At 71.9% G+C, this 18,864-nt stretch carries 16 protein-coding genes; 7 read left to right on the top strand and 9 right to left on the bottom strand.

What is annotated here, in order from left to right:
• The first annotated feature begins 11 nt into the window (after positions 1-11).
• The 3 genes from HZF19_RS08190 (at position 12) to HZF19_RS08200 (ending at position 5,980) form a co-directional block, all read left to right on the top strand.
• Positions 12-3,224, top strand: coding sequence for a carboxypeptidase regulatory-like domain-containing protein (locus HZF19_RS08190; protein ID WP_208028275.1), 3,213 nt, complete (start codon positions 12-14; stop codon positions 3,222-3,224).
• A 66-nt stretch (positions 3,225-3,290) separates the two neighbouring features.
• Positions 3,291-4,742, top strand: a complete 1,452-nt coding sequence (locus HZF19_RS08195) for an O-antigen polysaccharide polymerase Wzy (RefSeq protein WP_208028276.1) — start codon at positions 3,291-3,293, stop codon at positions 4,740-4,742.
• On the top strand, positions 4,739-5,980 hold the full coding sequence (locus HZF19_RS08200) for a glycosyltransferase family 4 protein (protein ID WP_208028277.1): 1,242 nt from the start codon (positions 4,739-4,741) through the stop codon (positions 5,978-5,980). The genes HZF19_RS08195 and HZF19_RS08200 overlap by 4 nt, the downstream gene beginning before the upstream one ends.
• Here the strand turns inward: HZF19_RS08200 and HZF19_RS08205 are convergent.
• The 6 genes from HZF19_RS08205 to HZF19_RS08230 are packed head-to-tail and all read right to left on the bottom strand — an operon-like array spanning position 5,970 to position 13,842.
• Positions 5,970-7,205 (bottom strand): glycosyltransferase family 4 protein, encoded by a 1,236-nt coding sequence (locus HZF19_RS08205; RefSeq protein ID WP_208028278.1) that lies wholly within the window; start codon positions 7,203-7,205, stop codon positions 5,970-5,972. The genes HZF19_RS08200 and HZF19_RS08205 overlap by 11 nt on opposite strands.
• On the bottom strand, positions 7,172-9,295 hold the full coding sequence (locus HZF19_RS08210; protein WP_208028279.1) for a heparinase II/III domain-containing protein: 2,124 nt from the start codon (positions 9,293-9,295) through the stop codon (positions 7,172-7,174). The genes HZF19_RS08205 and HZF19_RS08210 overlap by 34 nt, the downstream gene beginning before the upstream one ends.
• Positions 9,226-10,098 carry a sulfotransferase gene (locus HZF19_RS08215; RefSeq protein WP_235979662.1) on the bottom strand — a complete coding sequence of 291 codons (873 nt, stop codon included), beginning with the start codon at positions 10,096-10,098 and terminating at the stop codon, positions 9,226-9,228. The genes HZF19_RS08210 and HZF19_RS08215 overlap by 70 nt, the downstream gene beginning before the upstream one ends.
• Positions 10,099-10,154: 56 nt before the next feature.
• Positions 10,155-11,555, bottom strand: coding sequence for a lipopolysaccharide biosynthesis protein (locus tag HZF19_RS08220; protein ID WP_208028281.1), 1,401 nt, complete (start codon positions 11,553-11,555; stop codon positions 10,155-10,157).
• Positions 11,552-12,670 carry a glycosyltransferase family 4 protein gene (locus HZF19_RS08225; protein ID WP_208028282.1) on the bottom strand — a complete coding sequence of 373 codons (1,119 nt, stop codon included), beginning with the start codon at positions 12,668-12,670 and terminating at the stop codon, positions 11,552-11,554. Before HZF19_RS08225 ends, HZF19_RS08220 begins: the two co-directional genes overlap by 4 nt.
• The gene (locus HZF19_RS08230) at positions 12,667-13,842 is read right to left on the bottom strand and encodes a Wzz/FepE/Etk N-terminal domain-containing protein (protein WP_208028283.1); all 1,176 of its coding nucleotides are present in this window, start codon (positions 13,840-13,842) and stop codon (positions 12,667-12,669) included. Before HZF19_RS08230 ends, HZF19_RS08225 begins: the two co-directional genes overlap by 4 nt.
• Before the next feature lie 70 nt (positions 13,843-13,912).
• Between HZF19_RS08230 and dut the strand changes: the two genes are divergently transcribed.
• The gene (dut, locus tag HZF19_RS08235; RefSeq protein WP_208028284.1) at positions 13,913-14,350 is read left to right on the top strand and encodes a dUTP diphosphatase; all 438 of its coding nucleotides are present in this window, start codon (positions 13,913-13,915) and stop codon (positions 14,348-14,350) included.
• A 31-nt stretch (positions 14,351-14,381) separates the two neighbouring features.
• Here the strand turns inward: dut and HZF19_RS08240 are convergent, their stop codons facing one another.
• Positions 14,382-14,768 carry an ATP-binding protein gene (locus HZF19_RS08240; protein ID WP_208028285.1) on the bottom strand — a complete coding sequence of 129 codons (387 nt, stop codon included), beginning with the start codon at positions 14,766-14,768 and terminating at the stop codon, positions 14,382-14,384.
• A gap of 50 nt (positions 14,769-14,818) precedes the next feature.
• Complete coding sequence (gene ligD / locus HZF19_RS08245; RefSeq protein WP_208028286.1) at positions 14,819-15,796, bottom strand: non-homologous end-joining DNA ligase; 978 nt, start codon at positions 15,794-15,796, stop codon at positions 14,819-14,821.
• 51 nt (positions 15,797-15,847) lie between these two features.
• Between ligD and HZF19_RS08250 the strand changes: the two genes are divergently transcribed.
• On the top strand, positions 15,848-16,684 hold the full coding sequence (locus HZF19_RS08250; RefSeq protein ID WP_208028287.1) for an SDR family oxidoreductase: 837 nt from the start codon (positions 15,848-15,850) through the stop codon (positions 16,682-16,684).
• Positions 16,685-16,709: 25 nt separating this feature from the next.
• On the opposite strand, the gene HZF19_RS08255 is transcribed toward HZF19_RS08250, so the two are convergent.
• Positions 16,710-17,561 (bottom strand): universal stress protein, encoded by an 852-nt coding sequence (locus HZF19_RS08255; RefSeq protein WP_208028288.1) that lies wholly within the window; start codon positions 17,559-17,561, stop codon positions 16,710-16,712.
• Positions 17,562-17,664: 103 nt separating this feature from the next.
• Between HZF19_RS08255 and HZF19_RS08260 the strand changes: the two genes are divergently transcribed.
• Positions 17,665-18,132: a pyridoxamine 5'-phosphate oxidase family protein gene (locus tag HZF19_RS08260; protein WP_208028289.1), complete on the top strand. Its 468-nt coding sequence runs from the start codon at positions 17,665-17,667 to the stop codon at positions 18,130-18,132.
• 59 nt (positions 18,133-18,191) lie between these two features.
• Entirely contained in the window at positions 18,192-18,851 is a 660-nt protein-coding gene (locus HZF19_RS08265) for a response regulator (RefSeq protein WP_307781170.1), read from the top strand.
• Positions 18,852-18,864 lie beyond the last annotated feature (13 nt).

Genomic DNA, 18,864 nt, shown 5'->3' on the forward strand with positions numbered 1-18,864 from the left:
GGGGGACACCGATGGGTGCCAGGACTCGGGCCGCAACCGTCGGACGGGTGGTGACGGCCTTCGCCGTGGTGGCGAGCCTGTTCGGGTTGTCCGTGGCCGGCGCGCCGCAGGCGTCGGCGGCGGGCACGTGGCAGAACCCGGGGAACTGGACGCTGTTCACGCAGACCGGCGAGCTGGCGCTCGCGGGTCGGGGTGGCGCACTCCAGGCGCCGACTCGGCCGTACGAGTGCAACAACGGCACGAACGACGACCAGTCCCTCACCGACCCGAACCTGCCCCCGGTGTTCCAGGACACCATGCCCGACTTCAACGCCACCGCGAGCGAGTCCGGAACGGCCACCGGCGGTACGGCGAACACCCTCGTCCACAGCGGCAAGACGTGGACCACCAACCAGTGGGTGGACCACACCGTGGTCATCACCGGCGGGACGGGCTCGGGGCAGTTCCGCAAGGTGGTCAGCAACACCAACAACACCCTCACCGTGAGCCCGAACTGGACCACGACCCCGAACAACACCAGCCAGTACCAGATCCGGGCGTCGGACCCCGAGTGTGAGTCGGCCACCGACGACAGTGAGATCATGTCGGGCGTCCAGCCTCGGGTCATCACCAACCTGGCGGCGAACATCCTCGCCGACGGCACACTCTCGTCCGCCACGTTCACGCTGGCGCCCATCTACACCTACATCAACCAGCCGCTGAGCGGGACGGTCTCGATCACCACCACCGCCACCTCGGTGTCGGGCTGGATCGACCCCGCGACCGGCGGCGCGCAGATCGACGTATCGCTGAACGCGACGTTGGTGGGCCCGTTCGGCACCTGCCCCATCAACGGGATCAACGTGTCGGCTCGGACCTCGAACCCGGGTGGTGTTCCCTACAACTCGAGCACCGGTTTCCTCACCGTCGTCGACAACACCTTCGTCGTCCCCGCCACCACCGGCGGCGGACTCTGTGGTTCGGTCAACAGCTCCTTCGGCCTGCCTTCGGCCCCCGGGCAGAGCAAGCTGCTGCTCACCGCCAGGATGACGCCCACCAGCGGCAACCAGCAGCCGACGGCCATCGCCCCTCCCACCCCGGTGGGGGTCACCGAGGGTCAGGTGGTGACCCTGACGCCGTCGGCCACCGACCCTGATGTGGTGCTGTGCGCGTCGCCGGGGCCGTGCACCAACCCGCCCCCGAAGTACAACTGGCGCTGGACGCAGACCTCGGGTCCGACCATCTCGCAGATCTCAGTGAACCCCGAGACCGGTGCCGCGACCTTCATCCCACCGGACGGAGGTAGCTACAGCTTCCTGATCGAGGTGGGTGACGGGGCCGGCCAGGCCATGAGCCCGAACACCGCGACCGTCAGCTTCAGCGTCGCGAACGTCCCGCCGACGGTGAGTGCCGGGCCTGACCTGACCGTGTCCGCGGGGCTGTCGGCGCCGGCGAATCCCCAGAAGCTGGTGGGGAGCTTCACCAGCCCCGCCCCATCGGACGTCGCGGGCCGCACCTACCTGTGGCAGAAGATCGCGGGTGGAACCTGCGGGGCGTCCGTGGTCACGATCACCAATCCGGCGGCGCTCACCACGACCTTCTCGACCGAGGCTTCGGCGACGGACTGCACCCAGTTCGTGCGATTCACCGGCACCGACGCTGATGGTCAGTCGTCGTTCGACGACATGGTGATCACGGTGAAAGGCACCACGGCTGGCACGATCTCCGGTCGGGTGACCGGCTGTACGCCCGCCTGCGCGGACCTCAGCGGGGCCACCGTCAACCTGTACCAGGTGTCGGGTATGAGCCTGACGCTGTACGGGTTCACCACCACCGATGCCAACGGCGACTACTCGTTCACCTCGGTTCCGGCCGGGACCTACAAGGTCTTCTTCTCCAACGCCGGCTACACCAGCCGCTGGTTGGGTGACGGGCTGATCTCGGCCGCGAACTCGCCTGCCATCCCGGTGCCGTACGCCGGCGCCAACCAGACGCTGTGGGGCGGCGCCGGCCGGGGCACCCTCCAGGGCACGGTGAACAAGCTGCCGAGCGGCAACGTCGGCGCGGGTATCGAGGTCAGGCTCTACGACGCGCCGACCGGGTGGTTCAGCCGCAAGACCACCACCGACGCCTCGGGCTTCTACCAGTTCGCCAATATCAACCCGGGGACCTACAAGCTGAGCTTCGCCAAGGGCTCGACCACCTACGCGGAGATCTGGAGCGGTGGGGCGCTCAACGTCAGCACCGCCAAGACGGAGACCGTGGCGAGTGGAGCGACGACGGTCTCCGACGTCACCGCCAATGCCAACCTCGTGCCCGCCAAGAGCACCGGCATCGCGACGAGCGGGTCGACCACCACGGTGGTGGAGGCCGGCAAGGGCTGGTCGTCAGGCCAGTGGAACACCTACCGGGTGCGGATGCTCACCGGCGCGGCCGCTGGCCAGTCGCGGGTCATCAACAACACCACGGCGACGACCCTCACGGTCTCGACGGCCTTCACCGCAGCGGTGGCGGCTGGTGACCAGTACGTCATCGAAGCCAATGCCACCAACGCGGCGCCGGGTACCGGACAAGCCACCGGCGGCGGCAACACCGGGCTCCTCGGGTCGCCTCCGCGGGCCTACCTGGACGACACGACGAAGGCGTGGACCACCAACATGTGGGCCGGTTACCGGCTGCGCATCGTCGCGGGACGGGGCGTGGGGCAGGTCAAGACGATCGTGGCCAACACGGCCACCCGCATCGAGGTCGACAGCGACTGGGCCACCGCCAGCATCCCCAACGCCACGACCGTCTACGCCATCGAGCCGGTGAGCAACGCCAACCCGGGTTACCTGCAAGGCGGCGTCGGCGCGGCGAGGAACGGGGCGAAGGTCCCCGCCGGCCAGACCGAGGTCCGGGTGTACGACGCCGCCACGGGGGCCTTCCGAGGCAAGGTGCTCGTCGGTCAGGGCCTCGCCGGTGACAACCCGGCGGTCAACTACAGCTTCTTCCGCTGGACCGCCGATCCGGCCTTCCCGAACGCCCAGCAGGGTTTGCCTCCGGGTAGCTACAAGGTGCTGTTCCGGGTGATCGGCACCGGCGGTGGTAGCCCCGCTTTCTGCTCCGAGTGGAATGCGGACGTACGAGGCGGCCCGAACACCGGCAGCCAACTGTACGCCACGCCGGTGACGGTCAGCCCCGGTCAGGTCACGATTCTCAGTGCGTTCCTGGCGCAGTCGGCGGGATGCACCGCGAGCAACTGAACCACCCATCATCCACGTGATCCTGGACGGTCCCCCGGCGATCAGCCGGGGGACCGTCGCGTCCTGATGGCCCTCGCCACGACTGACGCCGACCGCCCGATCCGGTGGGTGCCGGCAGCCGGGATCATCCTGGCGGGCGCCTTCGGCGCGCTCGCCGGCGCGGCCGGCGCGGCCCCCGCCACCTGGTGGCTGGTGTGCCTGTGGATGGCGTGGGGCATCGCCACCGTGTTCGCCCTGGGCTCGCGTTGGCCGTCCCTTGCGTTGGCCGGGTTGCAGGTGTTCTTCCTCCTGGAGGTGCTCGCGCCGGCGACCATCGCCGTCAGCGAAGGGCGGACCATGATCGCCGCCTATGACGTCACCGCGGGCACCGTCGGGGCGCTGCGGCTCTCGGTGCTCGCGCAGGTGGCGGTGCTCGCCGGGGTCTTCCTCGCCCGGGCATGGCGGGGTGGCGGTCCTCCGGTGCGGATGGACCTGTCATTGCCCGCCTGGCTGCTCGACCGGTGGGCCATCGCCCTGCTCCTCGGAGCGGTGGCAGGGATGGCGCTGTACGTGCTGACCGCGGGAGGCGATCCTCGGACGCTGGTGGTGCTGGTCGGCGAGGCGAAGTACGGCCAGTTCGCCAAGACCGCGCAAGGACCGGTGGTGAAGTACTTCAGCGTCTTGCTCGGCCTCGCCGGCGCGGCGATCGTGGTGGCGACGCTCCGGCTGACCTCGTCGGCGGCCCGGTCACGGTGGTTGCCCTGGTGGGTGATGGGGATCTCGGCGGTGATGCTCATCAGCGGCGGGGGCCGCTGGTGGCTCGGGATCCCGGCGGTGACCGCGGCGCTGGTCTGGTGGCGCACGACCCGAGGGGCGTGGACCCGTCACCCCCGACTCATCGTGGTGCTGGGCGCGATGGGGCTCTTCGTGGTGGCGGTGCTCGTGGGCGGTCTGCGCGAGCAGGCCGGCTCGAAGTCCATCGACACCGACGCGTTCCTCGCCAAACAGCTCCGTGGAGGGGTGTTCGCCACGACCGCGGTCCTGGTGGACACCGTGCCCGCCACCCATCCCTACCTCGGCGGCTCCAGCTACGCGGAGCTGGTGACGATGCCGGTGCCGCGGGCGTTGTGGCCGGACAAGCCCGAAGGCGAGGTGAAGGACCTGCAGCGCGCCTTCTTCCGCCAAGAGCTGGGTGCGTCGTTCGCCTACTACGGGGAGGCCTACGCGAACTTCGGTTGGGCTGGCGCAGCCATCCTGTGCGCCCTGTTCGGGTTCGTGCTCGAGCGTTGCTGGCTGGGTCTCGTGAGCGCCTCGACGCCGGCGAGGCTCGTGGCGTTCGCCGCCGCGGTACCGGTGCTACTCCAGCTCTTCTCGCGGGGCTATCTCGCCGGGCTCGTGGCCGGCGTCTCCGGCTACGCGGTGGGCATCGCCCTCGTCGCCCGCGGGCTGCAGCGATGGCAGGGCCGTGGAGGCCTGGACCATCGACCGATCCGGGGGACTGCCGCGCCGGTCGCGCCGGGCCTCTCCACCGGACGATGACCCTCGACCAAGGCGCCGAGCGGCCGGTCGATCTCGTGGCCCATCTTCCCTACTACGTGCACGCCGCGGTGGCCTTGCACCGCGCCGGTCTGCTGCACCGGTTCGTGTCGGCCCCCATGTCGCACCATCCGTCCCCGTTGGCGCGGGTGTCGGGGCTCGGCGGGCTGGGTGGCTACTACAACCGGACCCGCGTCGACCCTCGCCTCGACGGGGTTCCGATGCGCCGCATGTGGGCCGCGCAGACCGTCGCCCTCACCGCTCAGCGGCTGGCGATGCGCACCGGCCGAGGGACCGCGCTGGCGTTGCGGTCCGCGCTGTGGGACCGTGCGGGGCGGCTCCATCTCCGAGGCCCGAACCGACCGGAGCCGTGGATCGTCCACGGTCTGAGCGGGATCATGGCCGGCACTGCCGCCTGGGCCCGTCGGCGAGGGGCGGTCGTCGTGTGCGACGTGCGTGCCGCTCACCCCCGCGCCATGCACCGCCAGGTCACCGAGGTCCTGAGACATCGCGGTGTGCGTTACGAACCACCGGATGAAGGGATCATCGGACGCATGGAGCGTGAGTTCTCGCTGAGCGACGTGCTGGTGTGCAACTCCGAGTACACCCGCCGCAGCTTCCTCGCCGAGGGTTTCGATCCGGCCCGGGTCATCGCGATCCCGCTGGGTTGCGACGTGGAGCGGTTCCACCCCGCGACCCACCGACCGGAGCAGTTCACCGTGCTGTTCGTGGGGCGGGACTCGTTCCGCAAAGGCCTGCTCGACCTGCTGGAGGCCGTCCGGGCCCTTCCCCGAGGGACCCGTCTGCTGGTGGCCGGTGAGATCGACTCCACCTCGCGAGGCATGCTCGCCGGTCTCGGTATCGAGGTCGAAGCACTCGGTGGGGTGGGAGCGGACGAGATGGCCGTCCTCTACCACCGGGCGTCGGTGCTCGCGCTGCCCTCCTTGTCGGAGGCGTTCGGGATGGTGGTCCTCGAGGCGATGGCGTGCGGCGTACCGGTGGTCATCAGCGACCAGGTGGGCGCGGGGGAAGCGGTCACCGACGGCGTAGACGGGTTCGTCGTCCCGGTGGGTGACGTCGAGGCCCTCGCCGAGCGGCTCCTCGCCCTGAGCCGGGATCGTGCGCTCGTGGAGTCGATGTCTCACCATGCCCGGCGCGCTGCCGAGGCCAACACCTGGGACCACTACGGCGAACGGCTGGTGCGGGCATACCAGGAGGCGGTGCTACCGCTCACCCGGTGAGCTGGTCGAGCAGCTCACCCAGCCGGGCGGCCATGAGCGAGCGGTTCCGCTCCTGGGCCGTGTAGCGCATCCCGTTGCGGCCCCACCGGCGGCGGCGCTCGGGGCCGGCGGCCACGAGCTGGCGTACGCCGGAGGCGAGCTGCGCGGGCTCGACCACGATCCCGGCGTCGTTGCCCTTGACGATCTCGCCGACCTCACCCGCGGTGTTCGTCAGCACCGGCAGGCCCGCTGCCATGTAGTCGAACAACTTGTTGGGACTGACCCCGTAGAGGAACAGCGGTAGGTCCGCCAGCACGTGCAGGCCGGCATCGGTCGCGGCCAGCAGATCGGGCACCTCGTTCTTGGGCACCGCTTCCAGGAACACGACGTTCGTGAGGCGCCGGCGGGCCGCCCGGGTCATCAGCGCCGGCTTGGCCAGGCCGTCCCCCACGAGCACGAATCGCACCTGAGGCAGGTCCCGGGCCACCTCCGCTGCTGCATCGAGGACGAAATCGAGGCCGTTCGCGGGACCGTGAGCCCCAGCATAGAGAATGGTCACCCCGTCGAATCCGTAACGGCGCCTGAGCTCCTCGCGAGGCGCGGTGGGCTCGAAGTCGGCGGGGTCGGCGGCGTTCGGGATGAACCAGATCCTTCCCGGCGGCACGCCGTCCTCGGCGATGGCTTGTGCCGCGCCCTGGGCGAGCACCACGATCGCGTCCGCCCGCCGGTAGAGGAACTGCTCCAGGCCCCGCACCAGGCGGTGGGTCAGGGAGCCGGCCCGGATCCGGCCCATGTCCACCAGGATCTGGGGCCACAGGTCGCGGATCTCCAGCACGAACGGGGCCCGGCGGATGCGGGCGATTGCCCACCCGGCGAGCCCGGTCAGCAGGTGCGGCGAGGAGGCGTACACCACGTCGGGTCGCGGGAGTCGCAGACCGGTGACCAGTGCCCCGACGGCGAAGACGGCCCAGTTGAGGACCCTGGTGGCGTCGTTCGCCCCGTACGGGGGAGTCCACACGGTGCGGAAGGCGTCGGTCGCCGGGGGCTGGGGACCCTGGGTGAACAGGTTGCGGTTCGCGGCCACGATGGTGGTGTCCCAACCTTCGAGACGCTCGGTGAGCTCGAGCAGGCGAGTGCCGCCCGGCGCGTCGTACGGGTTGGCGAAGTGGTTGAGCGCCAGGAGTCGGCGGGTGGGGCGCGCCGGCTGACCTTTCACGCTCTCCCCAGCACCACGGCGTTCGTCCACTCGCTCTCCCCTCGATCGACCCGCAGCCTGATCTCCCTCCCAGTCTGCTCCACCGACACCTGGCAGCGGCCCATCGGCTGAGGAGGCGCGCACCGGCGCACCAGGCGGCCGTCGTCGGCGTGCCAGAGACCAGGAGCGGAACCGGCTCCGGGGACCGCCTGCCACAGCACCGGGCCCGCCGAGCGACCCCGCACGATGAGCCAGGTGGCCGCCTCGAGCTCGCCGTAGGTCCGGCTCCACCAACCCGTCCACGGCTCGCGGTGGCCCCTGACCGCCTCCGCGTGGGCGGGTAGGTGCAGGGACCACTGGCCTGCGGCGCCGGGTCGACAACGCACCAGGCAGCCGTCGAGCTCGGCGGCCACCTCCGGCCCCAGCGGGAGGTCGAGCTGCCAGCGCACCGGTCCCCCGCCGAGGACCCAGTCCGCGACCGCGACGCACGGTGGATCGGTGTCGACCAGGACGGCTCGCACGACGACGACCGGCGGATCGACCCGCGTGTAGGCGTCATGGGCGCCCCACAGGATGGTCAACCCGTCCAGGATCGCGGGTTCACCGAGCACCCCGGTGGCGTGGTGCCGCCACCGGAACACCCGATGAGGCTCCAGCTGGTCCATGCCGCGGACTCGCAGCACGGCGTGCGCAGCGGAGCAGCGCAGCCCGTCTCGTAACCCGGGGTCGGCGTTGTACGCGCCCGTGCCGGGGTCGCCCACCAGCCAGCTACCGCCGACCGCGATCTCGGTGCTGCAGAGGTCCGCGTGGCCGTGCCAGCGGCGCTCGCCGACGCGCAGCCACACCCGCACCGGGCCGGTGGCGGCCCGAGCGATGCCGCCCCCCACCACGCCCCCGTCCACCGCGGGTTCGGGCTCGATCGGTTCGCCCTCCGCCAGGTACCAGGCCAGCTCGTCGTAGCGATCTCGCTGGTCGGGCGGAGCTCCACCACCGGCAAGGGCGAGCGCACCGAGCGCGGTACCCGACAGGTCGGTTGTGGCGTCCGGGGCGGACGAGACCAGCAGCCGGCCCTCGTCCCAGTCCCCGTACTGGGGCACCGGCCCGTCGAGCACCCCCAGGCGGGCCAGGTACTGGGCCGCCCGTGCGGCCCGTTCGAGGGTCGCCGGATCCCGATCCAGCAGCGCCCGCACCAGGAGCATCTCCAGGACGAAGCGGTGGTACGAGAGCGCCTCGTCGATCGTCGAGCCGTCGGCGCGGACCTCACGCCCGGCCTGCCGGTCGAACAGGCGGGCGCCTGCTGCGGCCCATCGGGCCGCCGTCGGGTGATCGAAAGAACGCCCGATCACGAGTAAGCCGAGGGCATCGCCGAGCAAGTGGTTGTTGGCCATGGTGCTCAACGTGTACGGGAGCTCGAAGACCAGGTGCTTGCCGGCGTGCCAGAGCACCCGGCCCATGGCGTCGCGCAGGGGGCGGGCCAGGCGCTCGCCGGTGAGCGAGAGCACTTGTGCCCACGCCACGGCCCGCAGCGCGATCTCCAGGTTGGAGGCCCATTGGACGCCGACCTCGAGGGGGTTGTCGACGACCCATGCCCCCAGGTGGCGTTCGAGGACGGCCATCCAGCGGGGCTCGCGGGGCTCGAGGTGCGCGGCCCGGGCCAGCACCACGAGGTGGCGGTGCCGGTTCAGCTCCCAGGTCCACTTGACGTCGCCCCGCCGGGCCGGGGAGCGGATGTCTATCGTCCACCAGTACGATCGAGGCCACGAGCCGGGTCCGTCGAGGACCGCGTGCCAATCGGGCGGGTCGCCGAGATCGAGCTGGCGTCCGAAGAGGGTGAACCGGCCCGCGGCGATGTCGACCGCTTCGGCCAGGGTGCGCTCGCGGGCCGCGTCCGGCACCTCCGCGGGCGGGGGAAAACAGGCTCGCAGCGCGGGGACCGGGCGCAACGTGTCCGTGGCGGCCATCCTCCCGAGCAGTGCCCGGTGAGCTCCAGCCCGCTTGCTCAGCTCGTAGACAGCCCGGATCGGTGTTCCCCAGCCGAGCGAGCGCAAGTCGGCGGCGAGGCGGGCCGGCTTCACCGCGGCCGGGGTTGTGATCCGCGCCGCTGGTAGCCGTAGCGACGGGCCATCGGGGCGCAGATCCACCAGACCAGTCTGGCGTGCCGCCGGTCCAGCTCGGAACGCCAGCGCTCGTCGAGCGCGATGGGCTCCGAGCGGTGGCGCATCGGGTTGCCACCGAGGGCATGGCCGGGGGTGGCGCGGAACGCCGACGGGTCGAAACCTGCCGGGTCGATCCCGACGAGGCGAGCGAGCCGCTCGAGCTGGCCTTCCGGGTCCGTGGCGAGGTCCTCGTAGCGAACCAGCAGCGGCGGCTCCGCGCGAGCCGAGGCGCGCTCGAAGAGCATCTGCTGCACCGACCACCGGGCCGCGACCCGGGCGACTCGCCAGGCACGGGGTCGGGTTCCCGCCTGTTCCCGGCTGGCCGCAGATCCGCCGACCGTCGAGGCGACGAAACCCCGGGGGTCCCGCACCAGATGCACGACCAGGACCTCCACACCGCCCGCACGCAGGAGGTGCAGCCGGTAGGGGTCTTTCGAGGCGTCCACCACGACGCTCGCGCCACACCGCGCCCCGGCCCGCCGAGCGGCCTCGAGCGTGATCACCCGGTACGACCGTGCACGGGCGCGAGTGCGCCTCGTCGCCCGACCGGTGATCAGGCCGGGAATCCAGTGCCAGCGCACGACCCGGCCCGCGTCCTTCGATTCCCGGAACCAGCTGAGCGTGTCGATCGGCGCGCGGTCGGGATGAGCAGCCACGATCGGCCCCCACAACGGGCAGGCACGGAGAGCTGCGCCGCACTGGCAGCGGGCATCGGGATCGTCCAGGAGGTGCGGCAGGAGGTGCAGCTCGCCCAGGCTCGCCACCTCGGGATGGGTGGCGAGGAGCATCTCGAGCAGCGTCGAGCCACTCCGGCCGGTGGAGAGCACGTAGAGGAGCTGGGCCGTCAGGGCAGCGGTCCTCTGACGGGCCGGCGCCGGATCGACGTAGGCAGCGCGGCGCGAACGGCGTGGAGGTCCTCAGGTCGAGGAAGGACGAACGCGCCGGCCGGGAGTCCCGTGGCCCGGACCAGGTTGACGAGCAGCGCTAGCGCAGCGCTCCCGTACCCGGCGACGCTGGCCATCGCGATCCACGCCAGCCCACCCGTCGGCATCGTCACCGCGAGGCCGGCGACGGTGACCGCCAGCCCGGCGAGTTGGGACCACAGGACCGCCGCGGGGCGGCCGAGGCCCCGGAGTACCTCCTGCTGGACGCTGGTGACCCCGAACGCCGCGCCGGCGACGGTCAGCACCAGCGCGGTCGGGACCGCCACGTCGAAGCGATGCCCGAACAGCAGTGGCAGCCCGATCGGGGTCAGCAGGAGGGCCACGGTGGTGAGGACCACGGACAGCATGATCGCGGTGCGCACCCCGCGCGCCGCGAGCGCGGCCCGGGCCTCGTCGTCGTCGTGCTCGGCCACCCTCGGGAACAACACGTTGCCGAACGCGGCCATCACCGGTGAGGAGAGCGTGCTCCACGACACCGCCACCGCGTACAGCCCCAGGTCCCCTGGTGGGAGGAAGGCGGCGATCAGGAGCTGGTCCAACCGCACGTTCAAGGTCGTGGGGAGGGCGGCCAGCGCGCTTGGGAGGCCGAAGCGCAGCAGCGAGGGGGCGAGCGACAGATCGGGCCGGAGGGGCTGGCGTAGTCGGCGCCGGACGAACAGCACCGCGACCGGGGCCAGCACGGCTCGGGCCGCGACGAAGCTGATGGCCACCGTCGCGGGTTCGGGCCGACCCCCACCGCGTGTGGCGAACACCACCAGCGTGCCCAACCAGAGCAGCGTCGGCACCGAACGGAGCACGTTCCACGCCCGCACGTCACCGATGCCCCGGAGGGGCCCGATCACGAGCCCGATCACCGCGGCGACGGGGACCTGCAGCAGGTACCAGCGCGCCCCCGCCACGACGGAGGCGTCCTGAGCTGCCAGCAGCACCGGCATCAGAACCCAGCCCACGGCGACGAATCCGGCACTCGCCGACAGCGACACCACCAGGCCGGTGCCGAGGTAGCGGCCGGCGCGGGTGCGCTGGCGAGCGGGATAGAAGACGAGTGCTTCGGTCATCCCGAGGGTCGTGAGCATGCCGAGGAACGTGGGCCAGTTGAGGATCGCCGCCAGCTCGCCCCGCCCGGCCGGGTTGAGCAGGCGCGCCACCAGGACCCCGGTCACGACGTTGACGAGGCTGATGAACAGGTTCGTCGCCGTGGTGGACGCGAAGTCGTGCCGGAACGAGGGGCGAGAGGCCGGCGACGTTGCGGCCGCCGCCGAGCCGGCGCGCCGTTCGGGACGCACGCCGGCGCCGGTCATGTGCTCGTCCGGTGCCGGGGGCGGTTCGCCAGGCGCAGCAGGACCTCATGGAGCCTGCGAGCGTGGTCGTCCCAGGACACGGGCCAGCGCCAGGGCCGGCGGGTGCCGGGCGCGGGCAGGTCCGCCAGCGCGTTCCGCAGAGCAGTCCGGTCGCCGGCGGGCACGTAGGTCGCGTGCTCGCCGGCGACTTCGCGATGTGCGGGGATGTCGGAGAGGATCACCGGGCACCCGGCTTCCCCCGCCTCGGCCGGGGTGAACCCGAACGTCTCGAGCGTCGAGGCCGACACCAGGGCCCGCGCCCGGCCGAGCAGCCACGCCACCTCCTCCCGCCGCACCACTGGTCCGAGGTGGTGCAGGGAGGAGCGGGACCGGGGTGGGACGAGCGAGCGTTGGTGTTGCTGGCGCGCCGCCGGGATGGCGCCGGCGAGCACGAGCGGCGGGACGTCGGCTGCGATGGCCACCGCTTCACCCCAGGCCTCGCACAGCAGGTCGAGTTGCTTGTGTGGGGCGTCGTTGGCGAGCGACAGGACGAAATCGTCGACCCCGGGCGGGAACGTGGGTGGGGGAAGGTGTTCGCTGGGGAGTGGAGCGATGCCGCTCGGGATGACGCTGAGGCGGGGCGCCAGTTCGGGGAGATCGTCGAGCACCTCCCGGCGGAACGACTCGGAGACCGTGATGAGGTGATCCGCGTGGCGGGCTGACCACCGGTGCAGCGCCACCCGCCACCGGCGGTGCCAGCGTCGGTTGTGGTTGGCCTGCCGGCCACGGCCGAAGAAGTTCGGGTTCTGGAGGGCCGCCAGCACTGGGACCCGGCACGGACGGAGCGGCACGATGCCTCCCGGCGCGTACAGCACTGCCGGCGGGGTGGCTCGACCGGGGAGGGCCACCTGTTCCCAGACACCACGGCCGACGCCGTCGGGGACGCGGATCACCTCGACCTGCGCGGAGGGCAGCCCGCTCTCGCGGAGCAGCGGCACGTTCCATCGCCCGGCGAGGAGCTGAACCTGCACGTCCGGGGCCACGCGCTGCAGGGCCCGGAGCTGGTTCGTGAGGTAGGTGGCTCCGCCGCCGAAGTGGACCGGCAGGGCGTCCACGACGACGTGGACGGCGGTCATGTGCGCAGCTGCCCGCCAGTCGCCTGGGAGGCGAGGCGGCGGGACCCCTCGAGGTCCGGCGTCGAGCCGGCCGAGGCGTCCCCCTCGCCTAAGGCCAGCACCGCGCCCACGAGGTGCACCCCGAGCCGATCGAGGGCCGTGGCCCGCTCCCGCACCTGCCGCCCCCGTGACCCGCGGGGCACCACCAGGACCTGAGCGCGACCGGTACCCGTTTCCGGTGGTGCCAGCGGTGCGACGCCGGCTTCGATCAGCGCGGGATCGTCGGCGGGGACGACCCGTACGTCGCCCGATGTCGGCAGCGTGCTCGCGGCGCCGATGACGGGCAAGGTCAACGCCCGCGCCAGGTCGTCGACGTTCCGGATGGCGTCGTCGAGCTCATCGACCGCGTACCCCGTGCCCAAGCCGAGCACGAGCCCCACCAGCACGGCCAGGAGCAGGTTGCGCAGCGTGGCCGGCTGTGAAGGGTGTCGTGGGGGATCGGCACGGTCGATGACTCGCGCGTCGTTGGTCGATGCCAGCGCGATGTCGGCCGCCAAGACCTGCTGCTGGCGGACCCACGCGGCGCGCTGGTCGATCAGCGCGGCTCGCTCTGCGTCCAGCGCCACCGCCCGCTCGGCGCCGGGTCCGGCGTCGAGCTCCCGGTCGATCCCCGCCAACCGGGAGTCGATGGCGTCGAGCTGTGCGTCGATGGCCGACGAGCTGGCGGTGGTCCGGGAGGCCGACAGGTCCGCTCGCACCGCGGTGTACGCATCGGCCCAGGCGTTCGCCGCGGTGGCCGCGTCGTCCGGTGTCGCGGCGCGAGCGGAGAAGAGGAGGACGTCCGAGTCACGGACGTTGGTCACCGAGCCGCTCACCGGTCGGCCGAGCGCGCCCTGTGCCCGCTCTCGGACCAGTTCGCTCGAGGCCAGGCGGACCTCGTTCTGCATCACCCGTACCGGGTCGAGGCGCTTGCTGTCGACGATCTGGTCGGGCCGCGGATCCTGCACCGTAGCCGTGTCCTGTTGGAACAGCACCTGTGCGGTGGCCGTGTAGCGGCGAGGTTGGGTCAGCGACAGCCCGAGCGCGGCGAGAGCGGCGACGAGGGTGATGGCGACGACGACGAGCGCCCGGCGACGGAGCACCCCGATGTGATCGCGCAGCCTTCGCGAGCCAGCTGCGGGCTCGAATGACATCGGCCGCATGGTAGACGCGGCCGGCCGAGAGCGTGCTCGTCCCGTTCCGTGTCGCGCCTAGCCTGCGCTCGTGCTGCGCATCCCGCTGCTCCGTCTCGACCCTGATCTCCCACTTCCCGCCTACGCCCGGCCGGGCGACGCCGGTCTCGACCTACTGGCTCGGCACGACGTGGTGATCCCCGCCGGGGGCGGGCGGGCGTTGGTGCCCTGCGGTGTGGCCATCGCCATCCCGGAAGGGTTCGCCGGTTTCGTCCAGCCCAGGAGCGGGCTCGCGCTCCACCACGGGGTGACGTGCCTCAACTCGCCCGGCCTGATCGACAGCGGCTACCGGGGTGAGTTGAAGGTGCTGCTCGTGAACACCGATGCGGTGGCGGACTTCGAGGTGGTGCGCGGCGAGCGCATCGCCCAGCTCGTCATCCAGCCCGTGGAGCACGTGGTGCTCGACGTGGTCGAGGAGCTCGATGGCTCCCACCGGGGCGACGGCGGGTTCGGTCACACCGGGCGCTGAACCGGCACAGGACCGGATCGTGGTGGACCGGTCAGGTGGGCAGCGTCTTCACCAGGCGCACCCGCTCGCCCTGGTCGCCGATCTGGTACTCGTCGACGACCGGTCCCACGAGGTGCTCGAAGCGCGAACGCACCGCGTCGTCGAGCCGGTGACCGCTCGGGGCGGTGCTCGCCCCTGCGTCGATGGTGAGCCTGCCGGCTTGGATGTGGAAGGTGAGCGCGATGGTGTCCGCCGTGCCGGCGGCACGGAGGAGCAGGATCAGCGTCTCGTCGACCGCGATCCGCAGGTCCTCGATCTCCGCCAGCCGCAGGCCGAGGCGAGCCGCGATCCCCGAGACAGCCACGCGTGCGACCCGGCTGTAGGCGGGCGTGGCCGGGATGACGAGTCGTACCTCGTCACCCACCAAGCGGGATCGCACGATGCCAGCATCGCACGTCTCCGCCCCCGGACCGGGTCGCGCCGTGCCGCTCACGCACGCTCGCGCACCACCTGGCTCGCGTCCTTGTCGATCCGCTGGCCGAGGTACACCGGCTGGCGGAGGATCCCGTCGGAGGTCCATTCCCGGAAGGCGACCTCCACCACGAGGGTCGGCTCGGCCCACCGGGCGAGCTTGCGCACCGCCGCCGGCGGTGGCGGATCGAACGGGCAGCGGTCGGTCGAGCGGGCGTCGAGCAGGCGCCGCAGCTCATGCAGCTCGCGGTCGTCGAAGCCGGTGCCGACGCGGCCCGCGTACCGCAGCGACGGGCCATCGACGTAGCCGACGAGCAGGGCTCCGAAGCTCGCCGCTCGCGCGCCCTTGCCGGGCAGCCAACCGCCGACCACCAGCTCCTGCTGCTGGCGGACCTTCAGCTTCCGCCAGGCGCTGGAGCGGCGTCCCGGTTCGTAGTGGCTGCCGAGCCGCTTGGCGATCAGCCCCTCCAGGCCGCGGTCGCGCATGACCTCGAGCAACTCCCGGCCCCCACCGGTCCACGCGTCGGTGACCCGCCAGGCGGGGCCGGGGGCGATCAGGTCGCGCAGGATGGATCGGCGCTGCTCGTACGGCAGGGAGGTGAGGTCCCGACCGTCGAGCGCCAGCAGGTCGAACAACACGTACACCACAGGCTGGCGGGCGGCGGCTTCCTGCACCGAGGCGGGGCTGCGGGCCTGTATGCGTGGTTGCAGCCGACCGAAGTCCGGGATCCCGTGGCCGTCCAGGGCCACGATCTCGCCGTCGAGGACGGCCGTGTGGGGGGCGATGGCCGCGGCCAGGTCCTGTAGCTCCGGGAACCGATCGGTGGCGTCGAGCAGGTTCGCCGTGTGGAGTCGGAGCTCGCCGTGCTCGACCACGGCGATGGCGCGCATGCCGTCCCACTTGATCTCGTAGGACCACTGGTCATCGTCATCCGGGACGGCGTCGACCAGCACGGCGCGCATCGGCGCGAGCCGCTGAGGAGTGGTGGTGCCCACGCGGACAGCGTAGGTTTCGCCGGGTTCGAGAGCGTCGAGGTGGCGGTGCGGATGAGCACGTTGGCAGGGCAGGCAGCGCTGGTGACCGGTGGAGGCAGCGGCATTGGCTTGCAGTGCGCGCGGTACCTCCTGCGTGACGGCGCGACGGTCACCATCGCCGGTCGCACCGAGTCGAGGCTGCGCGAGGCCGCCGATCTGCTGCGGGAGGAGTTGGCAGGTGAGGGGTCGGTCCACTGGGTGGTGTGCGACGTCGCGGACGAAGATCAGGTGCGCGCCGCGGTCGAGACCGCCACGGCGCCGCTCGGTTCGCTCCACCTGGCCGTCGCCGCCGCCGGCCGGGGCGGGCTCGGGCCGCTCCTGGTCACCCCGCTCGAGGAGTGGGAGAGCATCCTCGCCACCAACACCACCGGGACCTTCCTCACCTTCAAGCACGCCGGCGCGGCCATCAGCGCCAGTGGCGGGGGTGCCATGGTCGCCATCTCGTCGATCGCGGGGGTGGCCACGCACCGGTTCATGGGCCCGTACTGCGTCAGCAAGGCGGCCATCGACATGCTGGTTCGGGTGGCCGCGGACGAGCTCGGGGTGGCCGGGGTGCGGGTGAACTCGGTGCAACCGGGCTTGGTCGACACCGACCTGGTGTCACTCGTGATGGCCGACGAGCAGATCCGAGGCGACTACCTCGACCAGATGCCGGTGCGCCGAACCGGCACCGTCGACGACGTGGCGGCGCTGGTGCGCTTCCTGCTCGGGCCGGAGTCGAGTTGGATCACCGGCGCCACCATCAACGTGGACGGCGGCCACCACCTCCGCCGCGGCCCGAACTACGAGCCCGTGACCCGGGCGCTGTTCGGCGACGACGCCGTGGAAGGACGGGTTCCTCGCGGATGACCGTGGAGCCGACCGGGAAGCCCGCTCAGCTGGCGGGCGGCTCGGCCGGCCCCTCGTCGTGGAGGCCGTCGGGGCGGAGGACCAGCACCGGGCAGGGTGCGTGGCGCACCACGTCGGCGGCGACGCTGCCGATCGCCACCCGCGCCAGCCCCGTCGTGCCGTGCGTGGCCATGGCCACGATCGCGGCAGGGAGCCGGGCTGCGAAGTCGACGATCGCCGCCGCTGGATCGCGGTCGTAGAGGACCTCCCACCCCCCGACGGTCCCGTTCACGCCCAGCCCCCGGGCCAGCCGCTCCACGTGGGCGCTGTCGACGGTGTCCGGTACGGGCTCGCGGCCAGCGGCTCTCGCCGCGGCGTCCGGGTCGACCACGCTGGTCACCCAGGGTTCGAGCCCGAAGCGGCTCGCCCATTCCGCCGCGACGGGCAGGATGGACTCCGAGAAGGCGGACCCGTCCGTGCACACCAGGAGGCGCCCGCCTCGGAGCGTCGAGCTGCCCGTGGCCAGTTCCGGGCCCACCACCAGCACCGGTCCGGAGCCGAGACGCAAGACGTCCTCGGCGACCGAGCCGAGCAGGACCCGGCGCACCCCGCTGCTCCCGTGGCTGGTCAGGCAGATGAGCGCGCCGGGCTCCTCGGCCGCGTTGGCGATGCACTCCGCCACCCAATCGGATTCGATCACGTAGGGCGGGCGGCAGGGCACGTCCAGACGCGCCGCCCACCCTTCGAGGTAGCGATGGGCTTCCTCGGTCCCGCCAGCTCCGACGACGCGCATCAGCTGCAGCTCGGCGCCCGCGGCCCGGGCGACGGCGGATGCGGGGCGGAGGGCCCGCTCGGCGAGCTCGGATCCGTCGAGAGGCACCACCACCGTCCGGTACATGCATCCTGAGCGTAGTGGGCGCAGCGCGCGGGTGGACCCGCCCTGCCGTGCGGGACGTTCGGCCCTACCCGATGCTGAGGTGGGCCGCGCACCATCGTCGATGGTGGAAGAAGACCGAAACGGCATGGAGATCCTCGACCGCGGGCACTGCCTCGGGCTGCTGCGCACCGTGCCGGTGGGTCGGGTCGGTCTGTCGATCAACGCGTTGCCGGTCGTGCTGCCGGTGAACTTCGCATACGACGCCGAGCGCGAGCGCATCATCATCCGCACCTCGGAGGGGGGCAAGCTGCGGGCCGCGCTCCTGGGGGCCATCGTGGCGTTCGAGACCGACCAGATCGATCCGGTGAGCCACACGGGCTGGTCGGTCCTGGTGCGGGGCCAGTCGTCGCTGGTCACCGACCCACACGACCTCGAGCGGCTCCGCCGGCTCCCCCTTCGGCCGTGGGCGAACGAGCAGACCGACCACTGGGTGGCGATCAGCACCGACCTGGTCACCGGCCGCCGCATCGGCGGGTGGTACGGCGAAGGGGCGCTCGAGCGCCACCACCTGGGTCCCGACGGGAGTGGCTGACCCGCTCCCCGATCGGGAGCTCGCCCACGATCGGAGTCGGCATCGGGCACAATGTCGGGGTGCCGATCCGGGTGTTCCTGCTCGATGACCACGAGGTGGTGCGCCGCGGGCTTCGAGAGCTGCTCGAAGGCGCCGGCGACATGGAGGTGATCGGCGAGGCGAGCACCGCGGAGGAGGCACTGCGGCGCATTCCCGCCACGAACCCGGACGTGGCCGTGCTCGACGTGCGGCTGCCGGACGGCGATGGGGTGGAGGTCTGCCGCGAGGTGCGGTCCAAGATGCCGCAGCTCCACTGCCTGATGCTGACCTCTTACGCGGACGACGAGGCGTTGTTCGACGCGATCATGGCCGGCGCGGCCGGTTACGTCCTCAAGCAGATCCGCGCCTCTGAGCTCGTCGACGCTGTGCGAGCGGTGGCTTCGGGCCAGTCGTTGCTCGATCCCTCGGTGACGGCGAGGGTGCTCGACCGGCTGCGCAACGGCTCCGTGGGTGACGAGCGGGTCGAGGCGCTGACCGACCAGGAGCGACGCATCCTCGATCTGCTCGCCGAGGGACTCACCAACCGCGAGATCGCCGATCGGATGTACCTCGCGGAGAAGACGGTCAAGAACTACGTGTCGAACCTGTTGTCGAAGATGGGCATGCAGCGGCGGACCGAAGCCGCGGTCTACGCGGCTCGCCTGGCGGAACGGCAGCGCAAGGGATCCGCGCGGCGCTGACCGGCGATCGGGT

The sequence above is a fragment of the Rhabdothermincola sediminis genome (assembly GCF_014805525.1).
Lineage (GTDB): Bacteria > Actinomycetota > Acidimicrobiia > Acidimicrobiales > Acidimicrobilacustridaceae > Rhabdothermincola > Rhabdothermincola sediminis.

Excerpts from the sequence above, each read along its gene's own strand:
- HZF19_RS08190 (WP_208028275.1), top strand. The coding sequence starts at position 12 with ATGGGTGCCAGGACTCGGGCCGCAACCGTCGGACGGGTGGTGACGGCC.
- HZF19_RS08195 (WP_208028276.1), top strand. The coding sequence starts at position 3,291 with ATGGCCCTCGCCACGACTGACGCCGACCGCCCGATCCGGTGGGTGCCG.
- HZF19_RS08200 (WP_208028277.1), top strand. The coding sequence starts at position 4,739 with ATGACCCTCGACCAAGGCGCCGAGCGGCCGGTCGATCTCGTGGCCCAT.
- HZF19_RS08215 (WP_235979662.1), bottom strand. The coding sequence starts at position 10,098 with ATGCTCCTCGCCACCCATCCCGAGGTGGCGAGCCTGGGCGAGCTGCAC.
- HZF19_RS08220 (WP_208028281.1), bottom strand. The coding sequence starts at position 11,555 with ATGACCGGCGCCGGCGTGCGTCCCGAACGGCGCGCCGGCTCGGCGGCG.
- HZF19_RS08225 (WP_208028282.1), bottom strand. The coding sequence starts at position 12,670 with ATGACCGCCGTCCACGTCGTCGTGGACGCCCTGCCGGTCCACTTCGGC.
- HZF19_RS08230 (WP_208028283.1), bottom strand. The coding sequence starts at position 13,842 with ATGTCATTCGAGCCCGCAGCTGGCTCGCGAAGGCTGCGCGATCACATC.
- HZF19_RS08250 (WP_208028287.1), top strand. The coding sequence starts at position 15,848 with ATGAGCACGTTGGCAGGGCAGGCAGCGCTGGTGACCGGTGGAGGCAGC.
- HZF19_RS08255 (WP_208028288.1), bottom strand. The coding sequence starts at position 17,561 with ATGTACCGGACGGTGGTGGTGCCTCTCGACGGATCCGAGCTCGCCGAG.